We start from the raw sequence: 26,228 nt of genomic DNA, 5'->3' as shown, positions 1-26,228 counted from the left end.
TATAGCGAAGGCATCCCATGCAGCGCATTCTGCTGATTGACGACGACGAACAACTCGGCGGCCCGCTGGCCAGTTACTTCCAGCGTTACGAGCTGGCGCTGACCCAGGCAGTGAAACCCTCGGCGGGTTTGGCGCTGTTGCGAGAAGAGCATTTCGATGCAGCGATTCTCGATGTGATGCTGCCGGAGATGGATGGCTTCGAGCTGTGCCGCAGCATTCGCAAGGACAACGACATCCCGATCATCATGCTCACCGCCCGTGGTGAAGTGATGGACCGCGTGGTCGGCCTGGAACTGGGCGCCGACGACTACCTGCCCAAGCCGTTCGAGCCGCGTGAACTGGTCGCTCGCCTGCAGTCCATGCTGCGCCGGCGCAGCAACAGCCAGGTGCAGGATACGCAGAACGAACTGCGCTTCGAAGGCCTGAGCATTGACCCGGCCCGGCGCAGCGTGACCCGTCAGGGCGAGGCGGTGGAGCTGACCGGCACCGAGTTCGAGCTACTGCACATGCTGGCCAGCGACAGCGGCCGGGTGTTCAGCCGCGACGACATTCTCAACCACCTGCGCGGCCATGAGGCTGACCTCTACTCACGCGCGGTGGATATCGTGGTCAGCCGTTTGCGCAAGAAGCTCGAACCACTGGACTGCATCAAGACCCTGCGTAATGCAGGTTACTCACTGGCTTTGCGGCGGTTGCCATGATCAATTCTGATTGCACCAGCACGCGGCGGCAGCGCTGGCATCAGCGCGCCCGGCATGCTGTTGGCCACTCGATCAAACTGCGCCTGGTGCTCGGTTTCCTGCTGCTGGCCGTGGCCGTGACGGCGACCTTCACCGGCGGCGCGCAAGGGGTTTTTTCCGGCAGCTGGCGGCACGCTGCCGGGCCGCTGCTGTCGGACTATGTCGACCGGGTAGCCGCCGACATCAGTCCCGACGGCACACCAAGTATCGAACGCGCCCGGGCTTTTACCGCTCGCCTGCCGGTCACTGTGCGCATCAGCGGGCCGACCATCAACTGGCAGTCGCACCCCGGACAGAAGCTGCCCGAATGGATGCAACATGAAGACGGCACGCATCACTGGAAAGGCGATGAGAAATGGCAACGCCTGCTCACCCGCACAACCGCCGATGGTCACCGCCTGGTGTTCGGTATCGACGAGGAGGCCTTCGAGCCCAATCCCTATGCCTTTGGCATAACCCTCGGCATTCTGTTGCTGTTGACCTTGCTGGCCTTCCTCTACGTGCGGCGGCTGCTGCGGCCACTGGATGATATCCAGGCCGGAGCGCGGCGCTTTGGCGATGGCCAGTTTGGCGAACAGATCCCCGTCTGCCACTCTGACAAACCCGATGAACTGGGGCTGCTGGCCAATACCATCAACACCATGGGCCATGACATCCACCAGATGCTCGAAGCCAAGCGTGCGCTGCTGCTGGCAATCAGCCACGAACTGCGCAGCCCGTTGACCCGCGCCCGGCTGAATACCGAGCTGTTGCCGGAAACCGCCGAGGTTGCCCCGCAGCGTGACGCCCTGCTGCGTGACCTGCAGGAGATGGCCGGCCTGATCAGTGATCTGCTGGAAAGCGAGCGCCTGTCCAGTCGCCATGCAGCGCTGCACCGCGAACCGATCAAGCTGCAGCAACTGGCAGAGGAAGTGATCGGCGAGCTGCAGGCCAAGCACGCCAACGCCGGCACAGTGCAGCTGCAGATAGCCAGGGATCTGCCGGCCCAACAGCTGGACCAGACCCGCATGCGCCTGCTGCTGCGCAACCTGCTCGACAACGCCCTGCGCCATGGCGGCAAGCAGGCGCCGGTTGAATTGCAGATACGCGTGGATAATCAACAGCTGGTGATCGAGGTACGCGACCATGGCACCGGCGTGCCTGAGGACCAGCTGGAACAGATGGCGCAACCCTTCTTCCGCCCCGACGCCGCTCGCGGCCGCAACAGCGGTGGCGTAGGGCTGGGTTTGTATCTCTGCCGGCTGGTGGCCGAGGCGCATGAGGGCAGCTTCAGGCTGAGCAATGCACACCCCGGACTGCGGGTAGTGGTTTCACTGCCAGTCGATTGAGCTGCAGGCCGTTTTGGCGCGGAAGTGGCAATCCGTTAATACATGATCGTTCCCACGCTCCCGCATGGGAATGCAGCCCTCGACGCTCCAGCGTCTGCAAGCCAGGCTCCCGCGCAGGAGCATGGGAGCCATCGGATTTCTTCTGAGCGCAGAATTACGTGTTACATCGCAGCGCTTTCCTCGGCGCTCGGCTCCAGGTTTCGCCTTGCACGGCGAGTTACTTCTTCTTGCTGTGCGGCAAGAAGAAGTAACCAGGAAGAAACGCACCCGCCATCACTGCGCTTCGCTACGTTCCGGGTGCGTTCGCTACATCTGCGTTCCAGGGGCACGCTGCGAAGTGCCATCCCTGGCCCATCGCAGCTCTCGCGACATCCCTGTCGCTCAACCCCTTCCACACCGATTCCGCTCACCCTCCTGACGGGACTATTAGTCCGTGCAGACAGGTTGCATTTAAGTTTTAGTCTCGGTGGCTCGGCTGGCGACCATTTCCCCATCAGGAGGCCGAACGCAGGTGCCGTGCAGAGGGGCATTTGGCATGGATGCCAAATGAGGAACGATGGGCCATGGATGGCCCTTCGAGACGACCCTCGAAACGGTGCCGGAGTGAGGGAAGTCGCGCATAGCGCGACCCGGATGCTGGGGTGTGTTTCTTTTGCTTACTTTGCTTTGCACAAGCAAAGAAAAGTGAGGCGCCCGGCGGGGCGCAACCCGAACTATCAGGCGACCTCAACAGTCGGCTATGAAATAACAAAAATCAGCCGCGGATTGCCAATCCTCCACCCAACCTCAGCGCCCGGCCTGCAGCCGCCGCAAGAAATCCACAATCGGCGGATTGACCTGCTCCGCATGGGTCAGGTTGGCCGCATGCGCCGCGCCCTCCACCAATACCAACGGCTGACTGTTGACCAAGCCCGCGCAGAGCGTCTCGGCCCGCGCTACCGGGATGGCATTGTCCGCCGTGCCATGCACTACCAGTGCCGGCACACTGATTTCGCCCAGACGCCCGGTGATGTCTTCGCGCCCGAGCAGACACTCGGTTGCAGCGATCAGCGACTGCAGGTTGGTGCGCGCTTTCCACTTGGCGATCCAGTGGGCATTCTGCTGCGGCTCGGCGAGGATGATACTGGCGACGTACTGCGCCTGTTCATCGGTCAGCCCCTGTTCTACCCAGCTGTGCATCAACAGCCGGTAACCTTCCACATGCGTCGGGTCTTCGGGGCCGGCCTGGGTATTCAGCAGTAGCAGACCGAGCACTCGCTGCGGTGCCAGCAAGGCCACGCGCAAGGACAGAAAGCCGCCCTGCGACATGCCGCCAACCACCGCCTTTTCTATGCCCAGATAATCAAGCAAGCCCAGGCAGTCCCGCGCCGAATCCCAGTAGGTAAATGGCTGTCCATCGCACTCGGTCTGACCGAAACCACGTTCATCCCAGGTGATCACGCGGAACTCCGGACTCAGCGCCGCCACCTGCGGGGCAAACATCTGCTGATCCATCAGGAAGCCGTGAGCGAGAATCAGAGGCAGCCCGTCACCACCGCTGTCCTCGAAATAGATGTGCTGCTGGTTGATCTGTGCAACAGGCATACAAGGCTCCTTTCTGCGGGTTGGATACAGGCCATCTTCATAGTAGATGGGCGCTGTACGGATTACTCAAGGAGCCGACGCAGAATCCCTGGCAACTGACCGAATCGGCTGACTGTTGTTCACTTATGTCGCCTGTTGCGCGCCTGCCGGCAGCCTATGCTTGGGTATGCCTCCATTGCGAGTTCCCAGCATGTTCGATGTACTGATCAAGAACGGCCTTTTCTTCGACGGCACCGGGGCACCTGGCGCCATCCGCCACATCGGCATTCGCGACGGCAAAGTCGCTGCGATCAGCTCAACCCCGCTGGATGAAACGGCTTGCCCGCAGGTAATCGACGCCAGCCAACGCTGGGTCACACCGGGCTTTGTCGACATGCACACCCATTACGATGCCGAGCTGGTGGCCGCCCCGGCACTCAAGGAATCGATCCGCCACGGCGTGACCACGGTGATGATCGGCAGCTGCTCGATCAGCATGGTGCTATCCGGCGCCGAAGACTGCTCCGACCTGTTCACCCGCGTCGAATCGGTACCGCGTGAGCATGTATTGCCATTGCTCAAGGAACGCAAGACCTGGAGCAGCGCCCGCGAGTACGCTGCTTTTCTTGACCAGCACCCGCTGGGGCCGAATATCTGTTCCTTCCTCGGCCACTCCGACCTGCGGGTGGCGGTGCTCGGCCTGGCGCGCTCGGTGGATGCCAGCTACAAGCCGGGCGAAGCAGAGCTGCAACGCATGGAGCAGCTGCTCGAAGAAGCCCTTGATGAAGGCCTGCTCGGGCTGTCGAGCATGACCAACCCCTGGGACAAGCTGGACGGTGACCGCGAGCGCTCCAAGTCGCTGCCGTCTGTCTATGCCCCCTGGCGCGAATACGCACGGCTGAACAAGGTGCTGCGCCGCCGCCAGCGCATTCATCAGGGCGCACCGAACCTGGTGACCAAGCTCAACGTGCTGGCCTTCCTCTGGGACAGCATGGGCCTGTGGCTGCGCAAGCCGCTGAAAACCACGCTGATCACCCTGATGGATGTCAAGGCGGATCCCTGGCTGGCACCGATGCTCGGCCCGCTGACGCGCTGGGTGAACCGCCTGACGCGGGCCGATTTCCGCTGGCAGACGTTGCCGGTGCCGTTCGAGACCTATGCCGACGGCATGGAATTCGTGGTCTTCGAGGAGTTTCCCGCCGGCGAGGCAGCGCTGCATCTGGTCAGTCATGATCTGCGCAGCGAACTGTTTCGCGATCCGCAATATCGCCGGCGCTTCCGCGAGGACGTCGACAAGCGCTTCGGCCCGCGTGTCTGGCACCGCGACTTTGACGATGCCTGGATAGTCGCCTGCCCGGATCAGAGTGTGGTCGGCAAAAGCGTTGGCGAACTGGCGCGGCAGCGCAACCAGCACCCCGGTGACCTGTTCCTGGACCTGCTGGTCGAACATGGCCCGCAGTTGCGCTGGCGCACCGTGCTGGCCAACCATCGTCCCGAAGTGGTGAAAAAACTGGTGGCAGAGCCAAGCACGCTGATCGGTTTTGCCGACTCCGGCGCACACATCCGCAACATGGCTTTCTACAATTTTGCCCTGCGCTTGCTCAAGCTGGTGCGCGATGCCGGGTTGAGCGGCAAGCCGGTGATGCCGATCGAGAAAGCCGTGTGGCGGCTGACCGGCGAGCTGGGGCAGTGGTTTGGTGTGGATGCCGGGGTGCTGGCGGTGGGTAAGCGCGCCGATCTGGTGGTACTCGATCCACAGCGGCTCGACGACAGCCTCGGCCAGTACCATGAAGCACCGATGGAGGCCTTTGGCGGACTGCAGCGCATGGTCAATCGCGGTTCTGCGGTGGATTGCGTGCTGATCAACGGCTGCGTGGCTTTTGCCGATGAGCAGTTTGCCGACGATCTGGGCAAGACCCGCGGCTTTGGCCAGTTCCTGCGCGCCGGTTAACCATTCAGCCGGAGCGCAAGCACGGCAATCGGGCCCATGCGTATAATGCGCGGCGCATTTGACATGCGCCCCATTCGAACATTTGGCAAACACCCATGAACAGCACAACCAAGCCATCCAGCGAGCACGAAGAAACCCGGCACAGCGAGCCTGTTGCGGTAGCTGACGGCGTTGCAACAACGCCCATCAAACCCTTCAGCTTTCCGTTTTCACCCGAGGTGTTTGCCCCGACCAGGCGCAATGACAAGCCCTGGCATCAGCAGGGCAACAAATCCAACCATGACCAGCGCCCGGGTGCAGCACCGAAAGGCACCAGACGCTCGATGGGCAAGCGCTAAAAGACCCAATCCGGCGCTATCCGCTGCTGAATCCGCTATTTTTTCGAGATTTTTCTGGCCAAATCGCGTAGGATGGTCGACCGCATACATGTCCCGGAAGGTTGAGCACAGTCATGGCCGCAAGAAGATCATCCAGCAAAAAAGCCGCTGCCGCAGTGGAAACCCGTGAATCATTGGAAAATCAGGTTAACGCTTTCCTCAAGAGTGGCGGCGAGATCGAGCAGATAGCCCGCGGTGTCAGCGGCCAGGTCTGGACCTCCTCCCGCCAGATCACCATCGGCAAGAAGTAACGCATATCTCGCTGCGAAGCTGGCCGGTACATCTGTCTACCGGCCATTTGCACAACCCGATACAGCAGCCCCCCCTCTGGCAATCCGCCACCTCAGACCAGCGCGATGCAATCGTCCTGAATGACGATCAGGCCGCGCTTGTACAAGCCGCCGATAGCCTTTTTGAAGTTACCCTTGCTGACCCCGAACAGTTTGGCCACCAGCTCAGGCGGACTCTTGTCGCCCACTTCAATCCGGCCGTCATTCTGACGTAGCGCCTCGAGTATCTGCTCACCCAGATCGCCCAGCGCCTGGCCAACCGGCTGCAGGCTCAGACTGATCTTGCCGTCAGTGCGCAATTCGCGAATGAAACCCTTCTCCTGCATGCCCGGGCGCAGAAACCGGAACACCTCGTTCTTGTGAATCAGCCCCCAATGCTTGCCATTGATGATGGCCTTGAAACCGAGGTCGGTTTTCTCCACCACCAGCAACTCGACTTCCTCTCCAACTGCATAGCTGGCCGGCACCAGGTCCAGGTAACGATCGAGCCGCGCCGTGGCAGTGATGCGCTTGCTGCGCTTGTCGAGATAGGCGTGCACCACACAGTAGTCGCCTACCTGCAACGGACGCTTTTCTTCGGAGTGCGGCAAGAGCAGGTCCTTGGGCAGACCCCAGTCGAGAAACAGGCCGATGCTGTTGATCGCCGCCACCTTAAGGCTGGCGAAACCACCGACCTGGATTTTCGGCCGCTCGGTGGTGGCTATCAGCCGGTCCTCGCTGTCGAGGTAGAGAAACACGTTGAGCCAGTCACCGTCCTCGCTCGGTTCGCCCTTGGGCACGTAGCGGTTGGGCAAGAGAATTTCTCCGTCCGGCCCGCCATCGAGGTAAAGACCGAAGTCCGTATGTTTGATCACCTGCAGCGAGTTGAATCGACCTATCAGCGCCATCTTGAGTACCCACAGAACCAGGCCGGCATTCTAGGCCCTAAACACCTGCATTTACGAGCCGCCAGCGGTTTAAGCGCTGGCGCTTAGCACAGGCATGTTTCAGAATCATGTCATGAAAACCATCGACACCGCCGCTGTTTACTTCTTTCACCGGGCTGCCCCAGCCCTCGCGGAGCATTTGTGAAGCCTCTCGGTCACCTGCTGTCATCCCGCAGTCTCTCCGGGCTGGCACTGATCAGCCTGCTGGTCGGGGTGCCGCTGTTCAGCCGCCATTCGCTGGGCTGGTGGGATCATGCCGGCGTGGTCTCCGATCTGGGCATTGGCCTGCTATTGGCGTTGCTGCTGTTCAACCGTTCCCGGCTGCTGGTAGCCATCGTGCTGGCCGCCTGGGCTGTCATGCTGGTGGGCAGCGTTGAGCTGGTGGCCGCAGTGGGGCGCATGCCGGAACCGGGCGACCTGCAATACCTGCTGGATCCGCAGTTCGTCGGCAACACCACCCACGGCGGCAAGATTGCCCATCCGCTGCTGTTGGCTGCACTGGCCGGCGGCATACTGCTCTGTGTGCTGCTGGGTGGCCACCGGCAAGCTGCGGCCCTGCCCCGCTGGCTGTACCTGCTGCCCGCCGCCTTGCTCGGCGGGCATGCTCTCGATCAATTTCAGGCACCGAGCGAAGCCGCACAGTGGCAACAGTTCAACCTGCCGCACAAATTGCTCGCCGAAGAACTCAGCGCCGCACAGCGCAAGATTGAAGGCTGGCTGAGCCCCGATGACAGCCTGCAAGCGGCGGACATGCTGCCGCTGACAGCCCTCGACCTGTCCGGCAGCCCGCTGCTGGAAAGCAAGGGCAAAGCCCGCAACGTACTGATCATTACCCTGGAAGGCATACCCGGTGCCTATATCGCCACCAGCCGTGCGGCGTTGAGCAGCAGCTACCCGCTCGATCCGATGCCCAAACTGAGCCAGTGGGCGGCCCGTGCCATGACCACACCGGACTATGTCCTGCACGGTCACCAGACCATCCGCGGCCTGTACGCGATGCTCTGCGGCGATTACAACAAGTTCGACTCCGGCACACCGAAAGGGCTCGAACTGCTGAACAATCCGCAACGCGCCGCCCAGTGCTTGCCGGCACAGCTGCATGCCGCAGGTTACAGCACCCACTTCCTGCAGGGCGCCGGGCTGCGCTTCATGGCCAAGGATCGCATCATGCCGCAGATGGGGTTTGACAAAACCCTGGGCCGCAACTGGTTCCCCAACAAGGCGTATATCGATTTCCCCTGGGGCATGGACGACAAGGCGTTTTTCGAAGGAACGCTGCTTTACGTGAAACAGTTGCGCAAGAAAAAGCAGCCCTGGATGCTCACCCTGATGACGGTGGGCACCCATCAGCCCTACTCAGCACCGGATGCTTATCTGCAGCGCTACCCGGACGCCAAGACTGCAGCCATTGCCTATCTGGACGATGCCGTTGCCAGCTTCCTCAGCGCACTGGAGCGCCAGGGAGTACTCAAGGACACCCTGGTGATCATCACATCCGATGAATCCCACGGCATTGAAAAGCAGCGCCTGGCATCCGCCTGGGGCTTCAACCTGCTTCTCGCCCCGGAACAGGCACAGTTGCCGGCAGTGAAATCCGGGGTCTACGGGCATGTCGACCTGACCGCCACAATACTCGACTACCTGAGACTGCCGATGCCGGAAAATATCAGCGGTCGCTCGCTGCTGCGCAACTACAGCAGTGGCCGTCAGATGCTTTCCTACACCAACGGCATGTTGCGCAAGCACGATGGTCAGGGTCACTTCATCGAATGTGATTTCCAGCAGATCTGCCGCAGCTATGCCAGCAGCGGCTTCATTGCCGATCAGGCACGCTTTCTCGGACGTAGCAGCAGGCACGAGGGCCGTTTGCTGGCACAGCAGAGCAGCCAGCTCGACCAGTCACTGCTCAGCGGTGAGGCGCCCCGGCAATACCAGTTCGCCACCCGTGAACGCATCAATCTGAAACAAACCAGTCGCGATGACTGGGCCGACAATCTGATTGGCGCACAGTATCTGGAGCTGCCCAAAGGCTCCCACACCACGGTAAAACTGAGCATTCGTGCGCTTAATCCCAGCGCCACGGGTGCACTGTTCCAGCTCAAGACCAAGGAGTTCGACCGCGAAGTACAACTGCCGATTCCCGCGCTACCGGTCCTCGACTATGGCACGCCGATGCAGGTCAGTTTCGGCTTCGACAACGACGAAGGTCGCAAAGCCTTTTCCTTCCATTTGCTCGCCCAGGGCCAGGGGGCAATTGAAATCAGCGACTTCAGCATCAACACTGAACTGCTGGCCCCGCTGGTTCCGGGATCAATCAGCCTGGACAGCAGCAGCCAATGACTAGCATGTCACAACAGCATGGACGAGGCCGGCCATGAACCCTTTAAGCCGCAGTTCCTGCGAAGCCTGCAGCGCAGGCAGCAAAGCACTCTCGGCGGAGCAATGCACAGCACTGCTGCAGCAACTGCCTGGGTGGCAGCTGAGCAGCACTGACGGCATGGCGCAATTGAGTAAAACCTACCTGTTCAGCAATTTCAGCCAGGCGCTGGCCTTCAGCAATCAGGTCGGCAGCATCAGCGAAGCACAGAATCATCATCCGCAACTGGTCACCGAGTGGGGCAAGGTGACGGTCCGCTGGTGGACCCATGCGCTGGCCGGTCTGCACAGGAACGATTTCATCATGGCTGCCCGCACTGATGACCTGGCTCAGCATGCCGAGGGACTGAAGAGCAGCTGATCGAGCCTCAGCGTTTGCGGCAGAGCGTCAGCCCGTCCCCCAGTGGCAACAGCGAAATATCCACGCGCTGATCCACCTTGAGGCGCCGGTTGAGGGACTGGATCGCGCGCGTATCCGCCGTCTCCGGGCGGCTCTCCAGCACCCGGCCGCTCCACAGGGTGTTGTCGAACAGAATCAGTCCGCCGCTGCGCGCCAGAATCAGGGCATGCTCCAGATAGGCCGGATAATTGGCCTTGTCGGCATCCACGAATATCAGGTCAAAGCTGCCCGCCTTGCCCTCACGCACCAGCGCGCCGAGGGTTTCAAGCGCGGGGGCCAGACGCAACTCGATGCGCCCGGCAACGCCGGCTTCCTTCCAGTAACGCCGGGCAATGTCGGTGTACTGCTGGTCAATGTCGCAGCACAGCAGATGGCCGTCTTCCGGCAGCGCCATTGCCATGCTCAAGGCGCTGTAGCCGGTAAAAGTGCCTATTTCGAGCAGCCGCCGCGCACCGCTCAGCTGTACCAGAAGCGCCATGAACTGCCCCTGTTCGGGGGCAATTTGCCACTGGGCCACCGGCAATGCGGCGGTTTCCTCGCGCAGGCGCTGCTGCAGCGGCGTCTCGCGCAGGGAGACATCCAGCAGATAGCCGTAAAGTGCATCATCCAGATTCAGCGTGCGATTGCTCATGGTCTTTTAACTGCCGGCCAGAATTCGCTTGGCGTTCAGATAGGATTTGGTCCAGTAGGTGTTGGACAGGCTGTCCAGCCTGACGGTTCCACCGCTGCTTGGCGCGTGCACAAAGCGGCCTTCGCCCACGTATATGCCGGCATGGCTGACCGTTCTGCCACCGGCGGTGGCGAAGAACAGCAGGTCACCCGGCTGCAAGGCATTGCGCGCCAGCACCGGCACACCCATGCCGCTCATTGCCCGCGTGGTTCGCGGCAGGCTGATACCGGCAGCATCCCTGTAGACATAGCCGATCAGCCCGCTGCAGTCGAAACCACTGTCCGGTGTATTGCCGCCATAGCGGTAGGGTGTACCCACCAGGCCAATGGCACGGATCAGCACGTCTTCGGCAACCGGCGAATAAACACCGGCAGCAGCACTGACCGGCTCGCGCTGAACATCACTGGCGCAAGCCGACAGCAATGCAATCAGGCCGAGCAGAAAAAAACGGGTGAAGTTGGCCATCAGCGATCCGGGCTGGTCTTGTTTTCAACACTTTGCCGACTTGCCGGCAAGGCTGCAAGACCAGTCGGAGGCTCAGCGGTGTGACGGCCCGGTGTGCAGGGCAGCCAGATCGAGAACGCGCTTGGCTTCGATGTAACTGCTGCGCCAGTAACGATCAGACAGGCTGTCAACCCGCACACCGCTGTGACGGCTTGCCGAATGAATGAACTGGTCATCACCAATATAAATACCGGCGTGACTGACGCGACCACGGCCGCGGTTATTGAAGAAAATGATGTCGCCCGGCTCGAGATCCTTGCGTGCCACCAACGGGGCATCCAGATTGATCATCTCGCGCGTTGAACGGGGAAGGGTGATACCCGCTTCTTCGCGGAACAGATAGCCGATGAAGCCGCTGCAATCAAAACCGGTCTTGGTCGAGGCACCACCATAGCGGTAAGGGGTACCTACCAGCTCGAAGCCGCGGTCGAGAATACTGTCGGCCAGACTTGGCAGTTCATAGCTCTTGTCATCTATCAGGTCCGCCACCTGATCCTGTTCAAGCTCGGCTGCAGGCGGCGGTACATATGCAGCAACAGGGGCACGACTGGTGTTCCCCGCGCAGGCCGTGAGGAGCAAAGTGAAGAGCAAAGGCACGAGGGGTGCAGTGCGATTTAACATAGGCACGACCGTGTCATTTGATTAAAGGATGCGCGAAAGTACCCGAAAGACCCTGTTTTTTCAAATTTTATCTTTCAGAATGTGACCCAGTATCTTTTCCAGGACATCTAATGCCCTTCCTTCCAGGCGCACATCAACACTGCGGCTCAGGGCTGTCAGGTCAGGATTGATCTCAACGGTGATCCCGCCCGCCCGCCGCGTACGCAATACCGGCTCATATATATAGGGGAAACTGGCACTGGTGCCGACTACCAGCACCAGCTCGAAGCCTTTGTTCAATTCGCTGTAGAGCAGATCAATTTCCGCCTCGGGCAGCATTTCCCCGAACAGCACCACCGGTGGCCGAAGAATGCCGGCACAGGCCTGACACTCTGGCGGCAAGCCGTGCTCCAGCGCCGCCAGCAGGTTCTTATCCTCGGTACCACAGGACTGGCAGTACAAAGGCTCGATATCGCCATGAATGCTGATCAGGCGCTCAGCCGGCGAGCCGGCGCGACGATGAAAACCATCGATGTTCTGCGTCAGTACCCAGCATTGCGGCTTGCGGCGCTGCAACTCGGCAATAGCCCGATGACCGGCATTGGGCTCGGCATCCAGACAGGCTCGCCCCAATTCGGCCAGATACTTCCAGCACAGTGCCGGGTTGTCGCGCAGAACCGGCCCGGAGAGTGCTTCCTCGATGCTCATGCCTTCGGCGGTCAGACCGTTATACAGGCCATTGAGGCCACGGTAGGTCGGCAGCCCGGAATCCGCCGAGAGCCCCGCGCCGGTTATGATCAAGATGCGCTCGGCGTTATCGATAGCACGGGCAACCGCCAGTATCTCCCGCTGCATATGAATCTTCCTCAATAGCCGCATGCTGCTGAAAGCCCGCCGGGTAGGATCAGTGATTGACCGTATGCGCCAGCATCACCGAGAGCTGGCACAACGGCCGACCACTCTGCGCATGCCAGTGACTGAAGGCCGCCTGCACAGCGGCCAGCTCTTTCAGGCTGGTGGGTTGCTTGTCGACGATACCTTGCGCCTTCAGGGCGGCAACCACGTCATTGGTAGGGACAAAGGTATCCTTGCCGATCATGCGCAACAACCGCGGCGCCGACAGTCCACCGAGCTGGGCGCCATGCCGGGCAAGGTACTTCCACAGGCCGACGATGTCGCTGACCGGCCAGTCCGCAATCAGGGCGCCAAAGCTGCCTTTTTCCCGCGCCACATCCAGCACGAACTGCGCATTGCGCGGCACGCTGGCGAGCTTGCCCAGATGGCGGATCAGCCGCTTGTCCTGCATCAGCCGCTCGATATGCTCGCCGCCCATCAGCACGACCTTCTCGGGATCAAAGCCGAAAAACGCCTGCTCGAAAGCCGGCCACTTGGCATCCACCAGGCTGTGTTTGAGACCGGCACGAAAGACCCGCAAGGCGATCAGCGACAGGTAGCGGTCGTCGCCCAGCGCACGCAGTTCGGCGTCCGTATTCGGGCTGGGCAGGCGCGCCTCAAGTGCCGCAGCCGAGCCGAAGCGGTTCAGGCAATATTCATGCAACCATTGGTAGTCACGCATCAGCGGCCTCGCAAAGCGGCCCGGACAGCGGCCGGCGGGTCATTCTCAGAGATTCATCACATCGACAAAGCGCGGCGTAGCCGTTTCGTCGATCTTCAGGCTATTGAAGTCGAACAGCTTGCGGTCGGCCAGTTGCGAGGGCACCACATTCTGCAGGGCGCGGAACATGATCTCGGTGCGCCCCGGCGACTTGCGCTCCCATTCCAGCAGCATGTCCTTGACCACCTGACGCTGCAGGTTCTCCTGCGAACCGCACAGATTGCACGGAATGATCGGAAAGGCCTTGAGCTGGGAGTACGCCTCGATGTCCTTCTCGCTGCAATAGGCCAGTGGCCGGATCACCACGTTGCGCCCGTCATCGGCGCGCAGTTTGGGCGGCATGGCCTTGAGGGTGCCACCGTAGAACATGTTGAGAAAAAAGGTTTCCAGAATGTCATCGCGGTGGTGGCCGAGCGCCATCTTGGTCGCACCGATCTCGTCGGCATAGGTATACAGGGTGCCGCGGCGCAGGCGTGAGCAGAGCGAACAGGTGGTCTTGCCTTCCGGAATCTTCTCCTTGACCACCGAGTAGGTGTCCTTCTCGATGACATGGTAGGCAACGCCGATCGAGGCCAGGTACTGCGGCAGTACATGCTCGGGAAAGCCCGGCTGCTTCTGGTCCATGTTGACTGCTACCAGCTCGAAGCGGATGGGTGCCACCTTCTGCAAATACAGCAGGATATCGAGCATGGTGTAACTGTCCTTGCCACCCGACAGGCAGACCATCACCTTGTCGCCGTCCTCGATCATGCTGAAGTCGGCAATTGCCTCACCGGCAAGGCGGCGCAGCCGCTTCTGCAATTTGTTCTGGTTTACCGAAAGCTCGCCCATGATGCCTGTGTGTCTCGAGACAATAGAAAGTCGGCCATTTTACCCACAAAGCTGCAGCCGCCCCACCCTGTAGTTCACGGCTGGCTGCTAGACTCGAACGATGGATGAAGAACTCGACCCGCAAATGGATCTGGCTGATCAGGTTCACTTGCTGCTGCACGAATTTCCTGGCGGTTGCAGCGAATACGAACTGATCCGGCAGCTTAAAGCCCGGCACAGCTCGCATATCCCGCAACTGGAGATCAAGGATCGGCTGGTGCTGTTCCGCACGCATTTCCTGCTGTTCAATGCACTCTACCGGCTGCGCCAGCAGCTGCTGGAGGAAGGCCGGAGCCGACTGCTGATCAGCCCGACCTGCATTCGCCTGCTGGCCATGGACACAGCCGGCAGCGCTGTCGACGAGCATGACGCCCTTGCCGGTTACTACCTGGACATGGACAACCTGCGCAACACCACCGAACAGGATGTGCAGCGCATGCTGATGAGCTTCTGGAGCCGCATGCAGGGCGGTGATGAAAAACAGGCTGCCATCGAACTGTTCGAGCTGGACAGGCACGGCGAGCACCTCACCCTGAGCATCATCAAGCAGCGTTATCGGCAACTGGTCAGCATCCATCACCCCGACCGGGGCGGCAGCACAACCCGCCTGCAATCGATCAACAAAGCAATGGAAATCCTTGATCGCTATTACAAATAGCTTTTAAAGACCAATTCGCTCTAATGACTGGCCGTTTCATTGAAAAGCCCTGACCTATACTGCGACGAACGGTCGCACTGATTGAGCTCTGAACCCGGCAGCGCTGGCGATGCGCGCAGGGCCCTTAGCCGGAAGCGTCCGTACCATAAGGGGAGGTGCTTGCATGATCAATCACGTAGTGGGGCTATTCACACACCCGCATCAGGAATGGAAGGAAATTCGCGGCGAAGAGGAAAGCATCAGCCACATGTATTTCACCCATGTGCTGTTCCTTGCGGCTATACCGGTAGTCAGCGCCTATATCGGTACCAGCCAGGTCGGCTGGAGAATTGGCGGTGGTGCCGCGGTCAAACTGACCGAAGCCAGTGCGCTGCAAATGACCGTTCTGACCTACCTGGCCATGTTGCTGGGCGTAGCTACCCTGGGTGCATTCATTCACTGGATGTCGCGCACTTATGACGCCAAACCGACGATCACCCAGTGCGTGGTGTTTGCTGCGTACAACGCCACGCCCCTGTTCATCGGCGGACTGGCCGCACTCTACCCGAACCTCTGGCTGGCCATGCTGGTCGGCACGGCAGCCATTTGCTACACGGTGTACCTGCTTTATGTCGGCATCCCGGCCTTCATGGGTATTCCCGAAGAAGAAGGCTTTGTCTATGCCAGCTCGATTCTGGCCATCGGCCTGGTCATGCTGGTCAGCATGATGGCCATGTCGATCGTGATCTGGGGTCTCGGCATCGGGCCGGTCTATACCAGCTAGGCAACTGCAACAAGCCCGTGCGAAGCCGCCGTTTCTGGCGGCTTTGCCATTTTCGGCTGCCGGAAAGTTATGCCTTGGGCATAATTGACTGCCCAAGCGGAGTAGCAGATGCACGAGCAGATTCAAAAGCGGGTTGAAACCTGTTACCAGCAAGCCGAACGCTTTTTTCAGCGAACCTTCAGCCGTCCCGAAGTTTCGTTGCAGCTACGCGGCCAGAAAGCCGGCGTCGCCCATCTTCAGGAAAACAAGCTGCGCTTCAACCCGCAACTCTATCGGGAAAATCAGGATGATTTCCTGCGCCAGACCGTAGCCCACGAAGTGGCGCACCTGATTGCCCATAGCATGTTCGGCTCGCGCATCCGCCCGCACGGGGCCGAATGGCAGCAGATCATGCGGGGCGTTTACCAGCTTCCACCCCTGCGTTGCCACAACTACGCCGTTCAGCGCCGGGCGGTTACCCGCTACATCTATCGCTGCCAGTGCCTGGATGGCGAGTTTCCCTTCACCTCGCGGCGGCATGCCATGGTCAAGCGTGGTCAGCGCTACCAGTGCCGCCGCTGCAATACCCAGCTGCTGTTCAGCGGCGAGTCGCGTTGCGGCTAAGCGGCAACACGCGGTGAAGTGGTCGATGCGTTAGACTTTGCGGATTATCGTGCTGGAGTCGAATATGCGCACCGAGCTTAATCAGGGTCTGATCGATTTTCTCAAATCCTCGCCCACCCCGTTTCACGCAACCCGCAGCCTGGCACAGCGACTTGAGGCTGCCGGCTATCAGCGTCTGGATGAACGCGAGACGTGGCGTAGCGAAAGCGGCGGACGGTTTTACATCACCCGCAACGACTCCTCGATCATCGCCGTCAAACTGGGTAAACGCCCGCTGGCCGACAGTGGCATGCGCCTGGTCGGCGCCCATACCGACAGCCCCTGCCTGCGCGTCAAGCCACATCCGGAACTGCATCAACAAGGCTTCTGGCAACTCGGCGTAGAGGTTTACGGTGGCGCCCTGCTGGCGCCCTGGTTCGACCGCGACCTGTCCCTTGCCGGACGCGTGACTTATCGCGCAGCGGGCAAGGTGGAAAGCCAGCTGATCGATTTCAAGCGACCGGTTGCAGTAATCCCCAATCTGGCCATTCACCTCAATCGCGATGCCAACAAGGGTTGGGAAATCAACCCGCAGCTCGAACTGCCGCCGATCCTCGCGCAGCTGGCCGCCGGTGAACAGCGTGAATTCCGTGACCTGCTGGCCGAGCAACTGAGCCGCGAGCACGGCATCACCGCCGATGCCGTGCTCGACTACGAACTGAGCTTCTACGACACCCAGAGTGCTGCGGTTATCGGTCTGGAAGACGACTTTCTCAGCGGTGCGCGGCTGGACAACCTGCTGTCCTGCTATGCCGGCCTGCAGGCGCTGCTGGACAGCAGTAATGAGGAAAGCTGTGTACTGGTGTGTACCGACCACGAAGAAGTCGGCTCCCGGTCCGCCTGCGGTGCCGATGGTCCGATGCTCGAGCAGGTTCTGCAGCGCCTGATGCCGGCCGGGGATGCCTACGTGCGCAGCATCCAGCGCTCGCTGATGGTCTCTGCGGACAATGCCCACGGACTGCACCCAAACTACCTGGACAAGCACGACGGCAACCATGGTCCGCTGCTCAATGGCGGTCCGGTAATCAAGATCAACAGCAACCAGCGCTACGCCACCAACAGCGAAACCGCCGGCTTCTTTCGCCACCTGTGCCTGACCGAGGAGGTGCCGGTGCAGAGTTTTGTTACCCGCAGCGACATGGGCTGCGGCTCGACCATCGGACCGATCAGCGCCAGCCATCTGGGTATTCGCACGGTCGATATCGGCGTGCCGACCTTTGCCATGCACTCGATTCGCGAACTGGCCGGCAGCCATGACCTGGCCCATCTGGTCAAGGTCCTGACGGCCTTCTATGGCTGCGCCGAGCTGATCTGAGCCGGCTCCGGTCAGCCCAGGCTTTCGTCCAGGCGCAACACCAGCTTGCCGTTCACCGAGTTGCTGGCCAGGGTGGCGTAAGCTGCTTCGGCCTGACTGGAAGCGAAGCTCTGCTGCAACTGCGGCTTGAGCCGTCCTTCGGCAAACAGCGGCCAGACCTGGCGAACCAGGTCGGCCAGCAGTTCCGCCTTGAACAGCTCATCCCGATTGCGCAGGGTTGAACCGGTCAACTGCACCCGCTTGAGCAACAGCAGGGCAAAGTCCAGCTGGGCCTGACGCCCGCCCATGAGCCCGATATTCACCCAGCGCCCATCCAGACCCAGCAGCTGCAGGTTCAGCGCAGCATAGTCACCGCCCACCGGATCGAGGATCACATCAAAGGGGGCAAAATCGCTCAAGCCCTGCAAGTCTTCGCCGCGCAGCACACCGCCCTGCGCACCCAGCTCCACACAGTAGGCCAGCCGCTCGGCCGAACCGACGCTGACCCAGCACGGGTTGCCAAAGGCCTTGCATAGCTGGATGGCTGCCGAGCCGACACCGCTGGCACCGGCATGCAGCAGGACTTTTTCGCCCGGTGCCAGTCGGGCCAGCTGGAACAGGTTCAGCCACGCCGTGGCATAGACTTCCGGCAAGGCGGCGGCTTCCAGCAGGCTGATGCCCTCCGGCACCGGCAGCACATGACGGGCATCCACCACCACCTCTTCGGCCATGCCACCACCGGCCAGCAGCGCACAAACCCGCTCACCGACACGCCAGCTGCTCCCGGCGCCGACTTCGCTGATCACGCCCGAACATTCCAGCCCGAGCACGGGGCTGCTACCCGGTGGCGGCGCATACTGACCGGCGATCTGCAGCAGGTCAGCCCGGTTGAGTCCGGCTGCCGCTACGCGGATTCTTACCTGCCCCACATCACAGGCCGGTTGCGGGCTATCGCCCCACTCCAGCCGACCGTCAACACCTTGCAAAGCCTGCATGCTACCCCCATAGTGCTGTGGAGGCCTGTTTGGCAGTTTCAGCCAATCAGGCGCCTGTTAATTCGATAACGCCGCGCAATCAGACCCGCTGGCCTATTCGGATTATCGGGTGATTGTTCTGACTCAACGGAACCCTTTCCGACGCATAAACGTCTTAATATGCGTTATTACTCCTTCTCAAGTCGAATTCGCATGAAACGCATACTCTCAGCCTGCATTCTCGGTGTATCCCTTTGCTTCAGTACTTTGCTGCTGGCCGATAACGCCGCTCAGTCCGCGAAGTGGCAAGCCCTGCAACCCGAGCGCGAGCAGGTGATTGCCAGCCTGAATGTCGTCGAACTGCTCAAGCGCCACCATTACAACAAGCCGCCGCTGGATGATGCGCGTTCGGCAAAGATCTACCAAAGCTACCTGAAGCTGCTCGATCCTTCGCGCAGCTTCTTCACCGCCGGGGACATTGCGCGGTTCGATGTCTGGCAGAACCAGTTTGACGACTTCCTGAAAACCGGCGATCTCAAGCCCGGCTTCACCATCTACAAGGTATATCTGCAGCGCCAGCAGAGCCGCCTGCAATACGCCTTGCAACAGTTGTCCGGCGGCGTCGACAACATGGATTTCAGTGTCGATGAAAGTCTGCAAATCGATCGCAAGGATGCTGCCTGGGCGAAGAACGACGCCGAACTGGATGATCTCTGGCGCAAGCGCCTGAAGGACGAGGTGCTGCGCCTGAAAATTGCCGGCAAGGACTCCAAGGCCATTCAGGAACTGCTGACCAAGCGCTACAAGAATCAGCTGAATCGCATCGATCAGACGCTGGGTGAAGATATCTTCCAGGCCTACATGAATGCCTTCGCCCAGACCTACGACCCCCACACCAATTACCTTTCCCCGGAGAATGCCGAGAACTTCGACATCAACATGAGCCTGTCGCTGGAAGGTATCGGCGCGGTTCTGCAGACCGACAACGAATACGTCAAGGTCGTGCGCCTGGTAACCGCCGGTCCTGCGGAGAAAACCAAGCAGGTTGCGGCGGCCGACAAGATCATCGGCGTGGCCCAGGGCAATGAAGAAATGGTCGACGTGATCGGCTGGCGCCTGGACGAAGTGGTCAAGCTGATCCGTGGCCCCAAGGGCTCACTGGTGCGGCTGGAAATCATTCCGGCCAGCAATGCGCCAAACGACCAGACCAGCAAAATCGTGAATATCACCCGCGAGGCGGTGAAGCTGGAAGATCAGGCCGCCAGCAAGTCGATCATCAAGCTGAATCAGGACGGTCGCGACTACACGGTGGGCGTGATCACGGTTCCGGCGTTCTATCTGGACTTCAAGGCCTATCGCGAGGGCAACCCCGAATACAAGAGCACCACACGTGACGTCAAGCGCCTGCTGGGTGAACTGCAGGCCGCCAAGGTGGATGGCGTAGTCCTCGATCTGCGCGACAACGGTGGCGGTTCGCTGCAGGAAGCCACCGAACTGACCGGCCTGTTCATCGACCAGGGGCCAACCGTACTGGTGCGTAACAGTGATGGACGCGTGGACGTACTGGCCGATGAAGACAAGGGGGCTTTCTATAACGGTCCGCTGGCCGTGCTGGTCAACCGCCTGTCCGCCTCTGCATCGGAAATTTTCGCCGGCGCCATGCAGGACTACCACCGCGCCCTGGTCATCGGCGGCCAGACCTTTGGCAAAGGTACCGTGCAGACCGTGCAGCCACTCAACCATGGTGAACTCAAGCTGACCCTGGCCAAGTTCTACCGGGTTTCCGGTGAAAGCACCCAGCATCAGGGCGTAATCCCGGATATTGCCTACCCGTCGATTCTCGACACTGCGGAAATTGGCGAAAGCGCTCTGGATGACTCCCTGCCCTGGGATCGCATCAAGCCCGCGATCAACCCCAAGAGCGATCCGTTCAAGCCGTTCCTCGCTGAACTGAACGCACGGCATGACAAGCGTACCGACAACAATCCCGATTTCGTGTTCACCCGCGCACGCATGGATCTGTCCAAGCAACTGATGCTGGAAACCACGATCAGCCTGAACGAGAGCAAGCGCCGCGAGCAACAGGCCGACCTGGATAACAAGCAACTGGTGCTGGAAAACAACCGGCGCGTGGCCAAGGGTGAAACCGCCCTTACCGAACTGAAGAAGCAGGACGAAGATGCACTGCCTGCTGAAGACGACAAGCTCAAGCCTGAAGATGATGCCTATCTGACCGAAACCGGGCGCATCCTTATCGACTATCTGGGCCTGAGTTCCAGCGTGGCTGCACACTAAGCTAAAATAGGATCTGTTGCTGACAATCAGGGGCTGGCAGGTAACTGCCGGCCCTTTTTCATGGGCAACAAGCCGGCTCGCTGCCTGCCGTCCCGAGCTGCATATGGCCCGCCACCGGCCAGTCAATGCATGCACGAACGCAAGGCCGATTGTGCGAATTTCGCATGATAAAAATTCTTAATAGACCCATAAAATCTGTGTCTACTAGCGCATTGGGCTAGGGTAAATAGTGGGTTGGCCGTAGATCAACGATCTTCAGAACTCGCCTGAATCGCAACCCGAAGCACTGTCTGAACTTTTCTTCAATCAAGAGGAAAGAGACATGTATAGCCAATTCTTTAGAGATATCGCTGACCGAAAAGAACCGCTAGTCATAGGCGCGATTGCCGGGATGGTCGTCATACTGATCGCCACCGCACAGCTTGCGCCGTCCCTGCTGGGCCACCCTTTTGAGCCTCCCCAGATGATCAATCATGTGCTGGGCCTGCCGGCCGACAGCCTGGTTGGCTGGGTCGGCCATCTGCTGGTCGGGCTGGTTGCATTTCCACTGGGCTACATGCTGGTGCCCTATCGTCACTTCCCGGGTTCGCCACTGGTCAAAGGGCTGCTTTACGCGCTGCTGCTAGGCACCATAGCTGGCGTGTGCGCACCGCTGACCGGTAACGAGATGTTCATGGGTACACAAGAGGGTATGGTTGCCCTGTACCTGTTGCATGGCGCCTATTGCTGCCTGATCGCAGTGATGGTCGGCAAACCTGACCGGGTAGCACAGAGCGATCGCCGGCAGCTCGCCAGAGGCTAGCCTTCCTGCTCTATCCAGGCAACTGCGCTGCTGCCCGGATAGCGCATGAATCAACCTCAGGACCAGATTACCGGACCGGGACGGGCATACCAGTCGTCCACCTGAGCCGCCACTGCCGCCTCGATGCTGCTGCGCTTGAGCTTCATGGTCGGTGTCAGGCAACCGTTCTCCATGGTCCAGGGCTGCTGTGCGATGACCAGCATGCGCAAACGCTCATGGGCGACCAGCTGGGCGTTTAGTTGCTCCAGCAACCGCGCCAGATCGGTCTCGACCTGCTGGCGGAAGGTCGCTTCCTCACGCCGGTGCCGCTGTTCTTCGGCCAGTACCAGCAGCGCATAGGGTGCCGACTGCCCGACACCGGAAACCATCGACAGCTCGATCAGCGGGTGCACATTGAGCTGGTTCTCGATGGGGGCCGGTGCCACATACTTGCCCTTGCCGGTCTTGAACAGCTCCTTCTTGCGCCCACTGATGCGCAACTGCCCATCAGCGCGCAACTCGCCGAGATCGCCGGTGTGAAAGAAGCCATCGGCGGTGAAGCACTCGGCATTCAGCTCCGGCCGCTTGTAGTAACCGGCCATCTGCCCCGGCGACTTGATCAGCACCTCACCGTCATCGGCAATCCGCACCTGCACGCCAGTGCGGGCCACCCCGCAATAACCCGGATCATTCTGCTGTTCAGTGCCACCGAAGGAATAACCGAAATCCTCGGTCATGGCATAGCCTTCGAGCAGTTGCAGGCCCAGACGCCGATACCAGGCAATCACCTCATGGGGAATCGGTGCCGAACCACTACCGGCAATCTTTACTTCATCCAGGCCCAGACCGATCAGCACCTTGCGTGCCACCCGGCGACCGAGGAAGGGTATGCGCAGCAGCAGATCGAGTTTTGCCGGCGGCATTTTGGCAAAGACGCCCTGCTGGAACTTGATCCACAGACGCGGCACCGAAAGAAAAACCGTCGGCCGTGCGCGACGCAGATCAGCCAGAAAAGTATCCAGTGATTCGGCAAAGAATACCTGCATGTTACCGGCCACCAGCGCCGCGCACTCAACCCAGGCACGCTCATACACATGGGCCAGCGGCAGGTAGGAGAGCATACGGTTATCCGTGTTGCCGCCCATGGTTTCCAGCGTAGTGCTGACAACCCCTTCTGCCACCTGCGAAATGCTCCTGAAGGTTTGCATCACGCCCTTGGGCTGCCCGGTCGAGCCGGAGGTATACGCAATCAGCGCCAGATCGTCGGCAGCCCGCTGCGGCTGCCCGCCCAGGGGTCCGGTACTGGCCACGATGCTATCCCAATCGGCAAAGCCGGTAGCTGGCGCCAGCGGCAAGGCGATACAGGGCAAGTCCTGCGGCACACCGCTTCGCTGTTGTTCCCAGTTATCCAGCTTGCCGACAAACAGCAGGCTGGCTTCACTATGCTGCAGTACATAGTGGATATTCTCGGCTGTCTCGGTCGGAAAAATCGCAACAGTGGTGCCACCGGCCATCCAGATGGCCAGTTCGGCAATGATGAAGTGCGCACTGTTCTTGGCCAGCATCGCCACACGGGCACCAGGCGCAAGCTCCAGGCTTTGCAGGTGCGCCGCCATGCGCCGGGCTTCATCAACGGCACTGGCCCAAGTGTATTCGGCTACCTGCCCGTTGCCGGTTGGCTGGGTCAGGAACAGCTGGTCGGAACGTTCAATTTCATGCTGGTAGACGTAGTCGAGAATCAGCTTGGCGCTCATCGGGCTTCCTTGGCTCAGGTTGGGAAAGGCACAACGCGAAGTTGCCTGCTCAACCGTAGCAGGGAAATCTGCAGATGACTCCAGTGATCTGAACTTAACACCGCTTGGCGCCCGCCAGGGCCGTCACAGACCCGACTCGGCCGCACGCTGATCCATCTGCCGGGCGAGCTCTGCATCAGCCGCCAGACCGGGACCACCTTCGCGATACAGATCGGCCAGCTTGCGCGCGGCCAGCGGATGGCCGGCAGCGACAGCCTTCAGCCACCAGTCGGCGGCCTGTGCCGCATCCACCGCCCGCTCGGGGCTCTGCTGCAGGCACAGCAGCCCTAACTGATAGGCCGCCTTGCCATCGCCGGCCTGCGCCGCCAGCTGCAGCAGCCGGCGGCCTTCCTGGCGCGCACCCATCCCAGAGCCACGGTACAGCAGCAGGTGGCCATAAAAGGATTGCGCGACCGTGTCGCCAAGGTTGGCCATTCTGGAGAACTGCCCCTCCATCCAGCGCCACACAGCCGGTTGTTTGACCAGTGCCGGCCAGCGCAGCATGCGCCGCGCCACAACGTAGCCAAGCCGCGCACGCAGCTTCCACCACCAGGGCGCTGGCTGGATCAAATATCTTCTTCCGGATAGGTATATTCAAAAACCCGGACGATTTCCGCCGAGTGCCAGGAGGCCGCGGCCATGCCATCGGGCGGGCCGCTGAAACGACCCAACTGCAAGGCATACTCGAAAAAACCGGTACGTGGCAGACGGCTGGCACCCTGACTGATAACCAGCGTGCTGCGCAGCGGGCGCTCGGCACGGGCATCAATCGCGGCCAGATGCTCAAGCGCTGCAGTCAGGGTCTGCATGGCCGGACTGGGCAGTTGCAAGCGCTCGATCAGGGCCCGGTAGGTCAGCACATGCCTTTGCCGACGGGTTTCTTCCAGGGCTTCAAGCAAAGCATTCCAATGCTGACGGCTGATAGAGACGCTCACTGTCCGTCCTCCCAGCCCGCCACACCCAGACTCTGGGCCAGCGCTCTGGCGATCGGGCCCTCGGCCACTCGCTCACCCTTTTCGATCATTGCCAGATAATGCGGACTGATACCCGCCGAGCGTGCCAGATCTTCCAGGCTGATAGCCCGCGACTGGCGCAAGGCTGACAACTCGCTCAGGCTGGCCAGCGCCGGGCGCGTTTCGTTTTTTACCTGTGGTACCGCTTCTCTGCGGTTTCCCGCAGCCTGCAATAAAGCCTGATACTCCAGCCAGGGCAGAACCGCATACTCCGGCTGACCTTCACGCATGATCACTTGCACATTCATTTCCCAACAGCTCTCTGGTAAAACCCCGAACGGGCCGGCCCTGTGCAGGCACGCCTTAATCTTAGCAGGCTGACACCCTGCGGCGGTCATCGGGAACCCTGTAACGGCATAATTGCCTCTCGAACTCGCTGGCCCGCGCCCGCCAAAACAACAGAATCGGCCAATCCCCGAGCGGCAAAATCAACCTTGCCGAAGCACCCGGTAACAACGTCAATCCCGCCACAGGAATCTGCCCAACAAGCTAGAACCCGCATGGCTACTGCGCTCGGCTCAGTTACCCACAAAAGCTGTGGATAACCCTGTGAACAGTCTATTGAAGTAACGCCTGAAGCCGCGCCATCAGTGGCTTTCGTACAGATCGAACAGTTTTTAGTCTCAATATTTTAATTCAGGAAAATCATACAGTTACGTGTTTATAACGCATCTGCAGCTGCTGTTACAGTCTATTTGCCAGGCGTTTCGTGAAAATGTGCATAACAGTAACACCGGCCTTGCCAGGATTACGCCAAACGGCGGTAAAACCGGATTCCTGACGCCAAAAATGCCAACGCCCCGACAAGCGGGGCGCTGGCAGATCAGGCAGATTTACTACTGGGCTTCAGCAGCTTCCGGCTGTTTGATGCTGAGCAACTCCAGATCAAACACCAACACCGAATTTGGCGGTATTGCCGGGGTCGGGCTCTGATCGCCATAAGCCAGCTCGCTGGGGATGAACAGCTTGACCTTCTCGCCCACGTGCATCAGTTGCAGCGCTTCTACCCAACCGGCAATCACTCCGTTAACCGGCAGATCGATCGGGCTACCGCGCTGAATCGAACTGTCGAACACCGTGCCGTCAACCAGGCGACCTTCGTAATGCACACTGACCACATCGGTAGCGGTTGGCATTGCGCCTTCGCCCTTGGTCACTACTTCATACTGCAGACCGGAAGCCGTGGTTACCACGCCTTCACGCTTGGCATTTTCTTCGAGGAACTTCTTGCCCGCTTTGCTCGTTTCTTCTGTTAGCTGGGCTTTCTGCTCTTCGGCACGCTTTTGCAGGAAGGCAAATGCCTCAACCAGCTCTTCGTTTTTCAGGCGCTGTTCTTTCTTGCCCATGGCATCTTCGATACCCATGGCAACGGCTTTGGCATCCAGGTCGGTCATACCTTCCTGCACCAGACTCTGGCCCATGTTCAGACCGATACCGTAGGAAGCTTTTTGCGCAGGAGTCTTGAGTTCAAACGGAGCTTCGGCTTTCTCTGCATTGCAACCGGCCAGAACCAGAGTGGCCATAACCACGGCCGCCGCCAAACGATGATGTTTCATGAGCATTCCTTGATGACTGATGCCTTGCGGCGGTTTTGATGAAGCCGCGAGCTTAGCAGGCGGGGTTGCGCGATAGGAACCGTAATCCACGGATAAGTTCCGCCGGCAGTGCATTGCTCTGTCTGGCTGCTGGCTTTTGTTGCATGCCGGCCAGCGGCACAGACGTCTTGCCCCCACTGTGGCTGTAACTGCGAGGACGTGTCTTGCCGGGTGAAAGACCCTTCGACAAGCCGGGTTTGAACAGGTTTA

General features: G+C 60.3%; 27 protein-coding genes. 13 read left to right on the top strand and 14 right to left on the bottom strand.

Features of this window, described 5'->3' with window-relative positions:
- Positions 1-17 precede the first annotated feature (17 nt).
- Both BLT89_RS03750 and BLT89_RS03745 read left to right on the top strand, forming a co-directional pair.
- The gene (locus BLT89_RS03750; RefSeq protein WP_090193166.1) at positions 18-701 is read left to right on the top strand and encodes a response regulator transcription factor; all 684 of its coding nucleotides are present in this window, start codon (positions 18-20) and stop codon (positions 699-701) included.
- Positions 698-2,068, top strand: coding sequence for a HAMP domain-containing sensor histidine kinase (locus BLT89_RS03745; RefSeq protein WP_090193165.1), 1,371 nt, complete (start codon positions 698-700; stop codon positions 2,066-2,068). The genes BLT89_RS03750 and BLT89_RS03745 overlap by 4 nt, the downstream gene beginning before the upstream one ends.
- A gap of 786 nt (positions 2,069-2,854) precedes the next feature.
- Here the strand turns inward: BLT89_RS03745 and BLT89_RS03740 are convergent.
- A complete protein-coding gene (locus tag BLT89_RS03740; RefSeq protein ID WP_090193164.1) occupies positions 2,855-3,652 on the bottom strand; it encodes an alpha/beta fold hydrolase in 798 nt (265 codons plus the stop codon).
- Between the two features lie 190 nt (positions 3,653-3,842).
- Between BLT89_RS03740 and BLT89_RS03735 the strand changes: the two genes are divergently transcribed.
- The 3 genes from BLT89_RS03735 (at position 3,843) to BLT89_RS17795 (ending at position 6,210) form a co-directional block, all read left to right on the top strand.
- Complete coding sequence (locus BLT89_RS03735; protein WP_197673533.1) at positions 3,843-5,582, top strand: N-acyl-D-amino-acid deacylase family protein; 1,740 nt, start codon at positions 3,843-3,845, stop codon at positions 5,580-5,582.
- A 95-nt stretch (positions 5,583-5,677) separates the two neighbouring features.
- Positions 5,678-5,920 carry a hypothetical protein gene (locus tag BLT89_RS03730; protein WP_090193162.1) on the top strand — a complete coding sequence of 81 codons (243 nt, stop codon included), beginning with the start codon at positions 5,678-5,680 and terminating at the stop codon, positions 5,918-5,920.
- 113 nt (positions 5,921-6,033) lie between these two features.
- Positions 6,034-6,210, top strand: a complete 177-nt coding sequence (locus BLT89_RS17795) for a hypothetical protein (RefSeq protein ID WP_090193161.1) — start codon at positions 6,034-6,036, stop codon at positions 6,208-6,210.
- Between the two features lie 92 nt (positions 6,211-6,302).
- Here BLT89_RS17795 and BLT89_RS03720 read toward each other — a convergent pair whose 3' ends face one another.
- Positions 6,303-7,136 carry a CvfB family protein gene (locus BLT89_RS03720; protein ID WP_090193160.1) on the bottom strand — a complete coding sequence of 278 codons (834 nt, stop codon included), beginning with the start codon at positions 7,134-7,136 and terminating at the stop codon, positions 6,303-6,305.
- Between the two features lie 180 nt (positions 7,137-7,316).
- Between BLT89_RS03720 and BLT89_RS03715 the strand changes: the two genes are divergently transcribed.
- Positions 7,317-9,515, top strand: coding sequence for an LTA synthase family protein (locus BLT89_RS03715; protein ID WP_090193159.1), 2,199 nt, complete (start codon positions 7,317-7,319; stop codon positions 9,513-9,515).
- Positions 9,516-9,549: 34 nt separating this feature from the next.
- A complete protein-coding gene (locus BLT89_RS03710) occupies positions 9,550-9,912 on the top strand; it encodes a 4a-hydroxytetrahydrobiopterin dehydratase (protein WP_090193158.1) in 363 nt (120 codons plus the stop codon).
- Positions 9,913-9,919: 7 nt separating this feature from the next.
- Here BLT89_RS03710 and BLT89_RS03705 read toward each other — a convergent pair whose 3' ends face one another.
- The 6 genes from BLT89_RS03705 to ttcA all read right to left on the bottom strand — a co-directional run bounded on the left by BLT89_RS03705 (position 9,920) and on the right by ttcA (position 14,171).
- The gene (locus BLT89_RS03705; RefSeq protein ID WP_090193157.1) at positions 9,920-10,582 is read right to left on the bottom strand and encodes a class I SAM-dependent methyltransferase; all 663 of its coding nucleotides are present in this window, start codon (positions 10,580-10,582) and stop codon (positions 9,920-9,922) included.
- A gap of 6 nt (positions 10,583-10,588) precedes the next feature.
- The gene (locus tag BLT89_RS03700; protein WP_090193156.1) at positions 10,589-11,086 is read right to left on the bottom strand and encodes a C40 family peptidase; all 498 of its coding nucleotides are present in this window, start codon (positions 11,084-11,086) and stop codon (positions 10,589-10,591) included.
- Positions 11,087-11,158: 72 nt separating this feature from the next.
- Positions 11,159-11,746, bottom strand: a complete 588-nt coding sequence (locus BLT89_RS03695; RefSeq protein WP_090193155.1) for a C40 family peptidase — start codon at positions 11,744-11,746, stop codon at positions 11,159-11,161.
- A 60-nt stretch (positions 11,747-11,806) separates the two neighbouring features.
- Positions 11,807-12,580, bottom strand: a complete 774-nt coding sequence (locus BLT89_RS03690; protein ID WP_090193154.1) for an NAD-dependent deacylase — start codon at positions 12,578-12,580, stop codon at positions 11,807-11,809.
- Between the two features lie 49 nt (positions 12,581-12,629).
- Positions 12,630-13,301: a DNA-3-methyladenine glycosylase I gene (locus BLT89_RS03685; RefSeq protein ID WP_090193153.1), complete on the bottom strand. Its 672-nt coding sequence runs from the start codon at positions 13,299-13,301 to the stop codon at positions 12,630-12,632.
- A gap of 45 nt (positions 13,302-13,346) precedes the next feature.
- On the bottom strand, positions 13,347-14,171 hold the full coding sequence (ttcA, locus tag BLT89_RS03680) for a tRNA 2-thiocytidine(32) synthetase TtcA (protein ID WP_090193152.1): 825 nt from the start codon (positions 14,169-14,171) through the stop codon (positions 13,347-13,349).
- A 100-nt stretch (positions 14,172-14,271) separates the two neighbouring features.
- Here ttcA and BLT89_RS03675 point away from each other — a divergent pair, with 100 nt between their 5' ends.
- From BLT89_RS03675 to BLT89_RS03660, 4 genes are all read left to right on the top strand, one after another.
- Positions 14,272-14,868, top strand: a complete 597-nt coding sequence (locus BLT89_RS03675; RefSeq protein WP_090193151.1) for a DNA-J related domain-containing protein — start codon at positions 14,272-14,274, stop codon at positions 14,866-14,868.
- A gap of 163 nt (positions 14,869-15,031) precedes the next feature.
- The gene (locus BLT89_RS03670) at positions 15,032-15,631 is read left to right on the top strand and encodes a Yip1 family protein (RefSeq protein WP_090193150.1); all 600 of its coding nucleotides are present in this window, start codon (positions 15,032-15,034) and stop codon (positions 15,629-15,631) included.
- 108 nt (positions 15,632-15,739) lie between these two features.
- A complete protein-coding gene (locus BLT89_RS03665) occupies positions 15,740-16,234 on the top strand; it encodes a SprT family zinc-dependent metalloprotease (protein WP_090193149.1) in 495 nt (164 codons plus the stop codon).
- A 64-nt stretch (positions 16,235-16,298) separates the two neighbouring features.
- Positions 16,299-17,588: a M18 family aminopeptidase gene (locus BLT89_RS03660; RefSeq protein ID WP_090193148.1), complete on the top strand. Its 1,290-nt coding sequence runs from the start codon at positions 16,299-16,301 to the stop codon at positions 17,586-17,588.
- Positions 17,589-17,599: 11 nt separating this feature from the next.
- Here the strand turns inward: BLT89_RS03660 and BLT89_RS03655 are convergent, their stop codons facing one another.
- A complete protein-coding gene (locus BLT89_RS03655; protein WP_090193147.1) occupies positions 17,600-18,562 on the bottom strand; it encodes an NAD(P)H-quinone oxidoreductase in 963 nt (320 codons plus the stop codon).
- A 192-nt stretch (positions 18,563-18,754) separates the two neighbouring features.
- Here BLT89_RS03655 and BLT89_RS03650 point away from each other — a divergent pair, with 192 nt between their 5' ends.
- Both BLT89_RS03650 and BLT89_RS03645 read left to right on the top strand, forming a co-directional pair.
- On the top strand, positions 18,755-20,836 hold the full coding sequence (locus tag BLT89_RS03650; protein WP_090193146.1) for a carboxy terminal-processing peptidase: 2,082 nt from the start codon (positions 18,755-18,757) through the stop codon (positions 20,834-20,836).
- A gap of 322 nt (positions 20,837-21,158) precedes the next feature.
- Complete coding sequence (locus BLT89_RS03645) at positions 21,159-21,638, top strand: DUF6789 family protein (RefSeq protein WP_157718779.1); 480 nt, start codon at positions 21,159-21,161, stop codon at positions 21,636-21,638.
- A gap of 56 nt (positions 21,639-21,694) precedes the next feature.
- On the opposite strand, the gene BLT89_RS03640 is transcribed toward BLT89_RS03645, so the two are convergent.
- The 5 genes from BLT89_RS03640 to BLT89_RS03620 form a co-directional block, all read right to left on the bottom strand.
- Positions 21,695-23,371, bottom strand: a complete 1,677-nt coding sequence (locus BLT89_RS03640) for an AMP-binding protein (RefSeq protein ID WP_090193144.1) — start codon at positions 23,369-23,371, stop codon at positions 21,695-21,697.
- Between the two features lie 123 nt (positions 23,372-23,494).
- The gene (locus BLT89_RS03635; RefSeq protein ID WP_090198664.1) at positions 23,495-23,914 is read right to left on the bottom strand and encodes an SEL1-like repeat protein; all 420 of its coding nucleotides are present in this window, start codon (positions 23,912-23,914) and stop codon (positions 23,495-23,497) included.
- A 62-nt stretch (positions 23,915-23,976) separates the two neighbouring features.
- A complete protein-coding gene (locus BLT89_RS03630) occupies positions 23,977-24,345 on the bottom strand; it encodes a hypothetical protein (protein WP_090193143.1) in 369 nt (122 codons plus the stop codon).
- Complete coding sequence (locus tag BLT89_RS03625) at positions 24,342-24,671, bottom strand: helix-turn-helix domain-containing protein (protein WP_090193142.1); 330 nt, start codon at positions 24,669-24,671, stop codon at positions 24,342-24,344. Before BLT89_RS03625 ends, BLT89_RS03630 begins: the two co-directional genes overlap by 4 nt.
- Positions 24,672-25,259: 588 nt before the next feature.
- A complete protein-coding gene (locus BLT89_RS03620) occupies positions 25,260-25,979 on the bottom strand; it encodes an FKBP-type peptidyl-prolyl cis-trans isomerase (RefSeq protein WP_090193141.1) in 720 nt (239 codons plus the stop codon).
- Between the last annotated feature and the right edge of the window lie 249 nt (positions 25,980-26,228).

It is taken from the genome of Pseudomonas pohangensis, from assembly GCF_900105995.1.
In the GTDB taxonomy this organism is placed as follows: domain Bacteria; phylum Pseudomonadota; class Gammaproteobacteria; order Pseudomonadales; family Pseudomonadaceae; genus Aquipseudomonas; species Aquipseudomonas pohangensis.
The sequence above is the reverse complement of the archived record's forward strand: the minus strand, read 5'-3'. Positions and strand labels throughout refer to the sequence as shown.

Excerpts from the sequence above, each read along its gene's own strand:
- BLT89_RS03710 (WP_090193158.1), top strand. The coding sequence starts at position 9,550 with ATGAACCCTTTAAGCCGCAGTTCCTGCGAAGCCTGCAGCGCAGGCAGC.
- BLT89_RS03625 (WP_090193142.1), bottom strand. The coding sequence starts at position 24,671 with ATGAATGTGCAAGTGATCATGCGTGAAGGTCAGCCGGAGTATGCGGTT.
- BLT89_RS17795 (WP_090193161.1), top strand. The coding sequence starts at position 6,034 with ATGGCCGCAAGAAGATCATCCAGCAAAAAAGCCGCTGCCGCAGTGGAA.
- BLT89_RS03720 (WP_090193160.1), bottom strand. The coding sequence starts at position 7,136 with ATGGCGCTGATAGGTCGATTCAACTCGCTGCAGGTGATCAAACATACG.
- BLT89_RS03685 (WP_090193153.1), bottom strand. The coding sequence starts at position 13,301 with ATGCGTGACTACCAATGGTTGCATGAATATTGCCTGAACCGCTTCGGC.
- BLT89_RS03695 (WP_090193155.1), bottom strand. The coding sequence starts at position 11,746 with ATGTTAAATCGCACTGCACCCCTCGTGCCTTTGCTCTTCACTTTGCTC.
- BLT89_RS03665 (WP_090193149.1), top strand. The coding sequence starts at position 15,740 with ATGCACGAGCAGATTCAAAAGCGGGTTGAAACCTGTTACCAGCAAGCC.
- BLT89_RS03660 (WP_090193148.1), top strand. The coding sequence starts at position 16,299 with ATGCGCACCGAGCTTAATCAGGGTCTGATCGATTTTCTCAAATCCTCG.
- ttcA (WP_090193152.1), bottom strand. The coding sequence starts at position 14,171 with ATGGGCGAGCTTTCGGTAAACCAGAACAAATTGCAGAAGCGGCTGCGC.
- BLT89_RS03730 (WP_090193162.1), top strand. The coding sequence starts at position 5,678 with ATGAACAGCACAACCAAGCCATCCAGCGAGCACGAAGAAACCCGGCAC.
- BLT89_RS03750 (WP_090193166.1), top strand. The coding sequence starts at position 18 with ATGCAGCGCATTCTGCTGATTGACGACGACGAACAACTCGGCGGCCCG.
- BLT89_RS03740 (WP_090193164.1), bottom strand. The coding sequence starts at position 3,652 with ATGCCTGTTGCACAGATCAACCAGCAGCACATCTATTTCGAGGACAGC.
- BLT89_RS03620 (WP_090193141.1), bottom strand. The coding sequence starts at position 25,979 with ATGAAACATCATCGTTTGGCGGCGGCCGTGGTTATGGCCACTCTGGTT.
- BLT89_RS03735 (WP_197673533.1), top strand. The coding sequence starts at position 3,843 with ATGTTCGATGTACTGATCAAGAACGGCCTTTTCTTCGACGGCACCGGG.
- BLT89_RS03745 (WP_090193165.1), top strand. The coding sequence starts at position 698 with ATGATCAATTCTGATTGCACCAGCACGCGGCGGCAGCGCTGGCATCAG.
- BLT89_RS03650 (WP_090193146.1), top strand. The coding sequence starts at position 18,755 with ATGAAACGCATACTCTCAGCCTGCATTCTCGGTGTATCCCTTTGCTTC.
- BLT89_RS03640 (WP_090193144.1), bottom strand. The coding sequence starts at position 23,371 with ATGAGCGCCAAGCTGATTCTCGACTACGTCTACCAGCATGAAATTGAA.
- BLT89_RS03670 (WP_090193150.1), top strand. The coding sequence starts at position 15,032 with ATGATCAATCACGTAGTGGGGCTATTCACACACCCGCATCAGGAATGG.
- BLT89_RS03635 (WP_090198664.1), bottom strand. The coding sequence starts at position 23,914 with ATGCTGCGCTGGCCGGCACTGGTCAAACAACCGGCTGTGTGGCGCTGG.
- BLT89_RS03675 (WP_090193151.1), top strand. The coding sequence starts at position 14,272 with ATGGATGAAGAACTCGACCCGCAAATGGATCTGGCTGATCAGGTTCAC.
- BLT89_RS03645 (WP_157718779.1), top strand. The coding sequence starts at position 21,159 with ATGTATAGCCAATTCTTTAGAGATATCGCTGACCGAAAAGAACCGCTA.
- BLT89_RS03700 (WP_090193156.1), bottom strand. The coding sequence starts at position 11,086 with ATGGCCAACTTCACCCGTTTTTTTCTGCTCGGCCTGATTGCATTGCTG.
- BLT89_RS03705 (WP_090193157.1), bottom strand. The coding sequence starts at position 10,582 with ATGAGCAATCGCACGCTGAATCTGGATGATGCACTTTACGGCTATCTG.
- BLT89_RS03655 (WP_090193147.1), bottom strand. The coding sequence starts at position 18,562 with ATGCAGGCTTTGCAAGGTGTTGACGGTCGGCTGGAGTGGGGCGATAGC.
- BLT89_RS03690 (WP_090193154.1), bottom strand. The coding sequence starts at position 12,580 with ATGCAGCGGGAGATACTGGCGGTTGCCCGTGCTATCGATAACGCCGAG.